Below are 2,545 nucleotides of genomic sequence, written 5' to 3' on the forward strand. Positions count from 1 at the left end.
ACTCGTCCTAGAAAAGCGTTAGATTGGCTTACACCATTAGAGAAATTTGCTCAGCTTGTTGATTATCATAAGACTTTTCAAACTGTCGCACCTCATGTTTGAATTCGCCCTAATATAAAAGCTTATTTTCAATAAAAAACACATCATAATACCCCCTTGCCTTTTAACCACAAAAATATTGAAGTTATTATTTAGAAGCAATTAATAGAAAAATAAACAAATCTTTTTTAAACAAGCTACTAATAAAAATATCTCCATCGAAAATAAAGTATAAAAATTCAAAAACCATTTAATAAAGTATCAATAGAGTTAAAATACATATAGCTTACTTTTAATTTTAAAGAGGAATACAAGAAATAATTTCTTGTATTCCTGTTATAAGATTGGGAGAACCAAGTTGATAATTTCACCCATTTCTTTGGATCTATTAATTTAAGTTTCGACTTTACTTATTTGAGCTTAGCCATTTGGTCGAGTCACAATCGGGAAAATTGAATCTGGACGTTTAAACATTGCAAAGAATTTTCCAATTTTCAGTGGATTACCTTTGACTTTACTGTCTTTAGAAAGCAGGACTTTTACCCCTTCTATTTGACCTGTAATCATTTTTAGATATAAGGGCTTGGTTAAGGTTAATGTAGGGCAATCCAATGCCAAATCTTTACTTTCATCATAACGCTTAAACTGCATGACTGAGTTTTCAACCCATAATGAAAAATGCTCTTTGGTATCCGACAAAACCAGATTGATACACTGGTTTTCATTTTTTAAATTTTCCACATCTAAATTTGTCGCCATAGCTTCAAGAAATCTTTCAGTTGGTGTATGAATCAATAAATCACTCGGATCAGAAGTATTTTGTAGGGGTACATTATTTTGTAGCTCTTGAGCGCCCACCAAAAAGAAATTACGCCAAGTTGAAGCCTCAGCAGCATAGCCCAATTGACGATAAGTATTCGCCAATAAGTCTTTTGCTTGTTGGTTTTGAGGGTTATTCAACACAATATGTTTTAAAATCTCGGCAGCCCATCTATAGTCAGCTTGAGCGTAGGCATCCCGCGCATTTTTCAATGCATTGTTCTCCCCACCTGCTAACTCAATATATTTTTTTGCAACAGCTTTAGGGGGTAATGGATCTAAATTGGAAGGATGGGCATCGAACCATCCCATATAATATTGGTATACTGCTTTTACATTATGTTTTAGGGTTCCATAATAGCCATGAGCATATAGTTTTTGATCAAGTGCCGCTGGAAGCTTAATTTTTTCGGCAATTTCAGCGCCATTAAAACCAGAGTTCATATATCTCACCGTCTGATCATGCGTGAACTTATAAACATCTCGCTGGGTTTTAATAAAATCTTGAATATTGTCATTGCCCCAGACAGGCCAATGATGCTGTGCAATCAATACATCGGATGCTTTGGCATGCTGCATTGCTTGGTCTAGATAGCCCACCCATTTTAAGGCATCACGGACTTTAGCACCCCGAAGGGTATAAAGATTATGCATGGTATGAGATAGAATTTCTGCGCCGTTATAAAGTTTCAATGATGGGATAGAGAACGTTAATTCTGCTGGTGCTTCTGAACCCGGCACGTTATAAAACACAAAATCCAAGCCATCAACCGTCATTTTCTGTTCTGGTTGAGTGATCAGTTGTGTAGGCTCAAGGATGCCCATTTTTCCCACAGCAACAGCCTTACCTAAACCTGTATCCACCAATCCTTCCGCATTTTTAGGTAGAAAAGTTCCATACATATAAGTCGCACGACGTATCATGGCTGAACCTGCCATCACATTTTCACTGGTCGCTTCTTCCATAAAGCCTTTTGGCGCAATAATTGGAGTTTTTCTAGCGTTAATTTCTTCGCTAGAAAGAACGCCTAATGCACCACCAAAATGATCGATATGGCTATGGGTAAAGATAATGGCTGAAATTTTTTGCTCACCTAAATGCTGTCTAGCAAATTTAAGTGCTGCTTCAGCCGTTTCTTTAGAGGTTAATGTATCCACAATAATCCAGCCAGTATCACCCTGAATGATGGTCATATTTGCCAAATCAAAACCACGAATTTGCCAAACTCGATCTGTTACTTTAAATAGCCCAACATTGTTGTTTAATTTTGCTTGTCGCCATAGAGTGGGATTAACGGTATTTGGTGCTTGATCTTGTAAAAAACTAAATGCATCAAAATCCCAGATAACATTGCCTTTCTCACTTTTAATTTGACCTGTTGGCTTGGCAATAAAGCCCTTTTGAGCCTGATTAAACTCAGTCATATCCTCTAAGTTATACTTCGCCTTATATGTATTATTTGATTCAATGACCGCTTTTTCTACTACAGTATTTGCTGCAAAAACAGAAAATGGCAGAATAAGCATCAATGAAACTGTTAAAAACTTAATTTTCATCTTCTTTCCTTTTTTTAAATAGAGGTGGTCCCACATGTTTGAACAACTAAAAGCTTATTTATAAGTGATACTCTGCTCTAGTTAAGCTACCTTATTTTGTTGTGGTAGCTGGTCATAGTAAAACTCATCT

General features: G+C 36.2%; 1 protein-coding gene. It reads right to left on the bottom strand.

From position 1 onward, the window contains the following. Positions 1-459 precede the first annotated feature (459 nt). Positions 460-2,415 (bottom strand): alkyl/aryl-sulfatase, encoded by a 1,956-nt coding sequence (locus WFH18_RS17235; RefSeq protein ID WP_000693745.1) that lies wholly within the window; start codon positions 2,413-2,415, stop codon positions 460-462. Positions 2,416-2,545 lie beyond the last annotated feature (130 nt).

This window comes from Acinetobacter sp. USHLN143 (assembly GCF_037145695.1).
In the GTDB taxonomy this organism is placed as follows: domain Bacteria; phylum Pseudomonadota; class Gammaproteobacteria; order Pseudomonadales; family Moraxellaceae; genus Acinetobacter; species Acinetobacter fasciculus.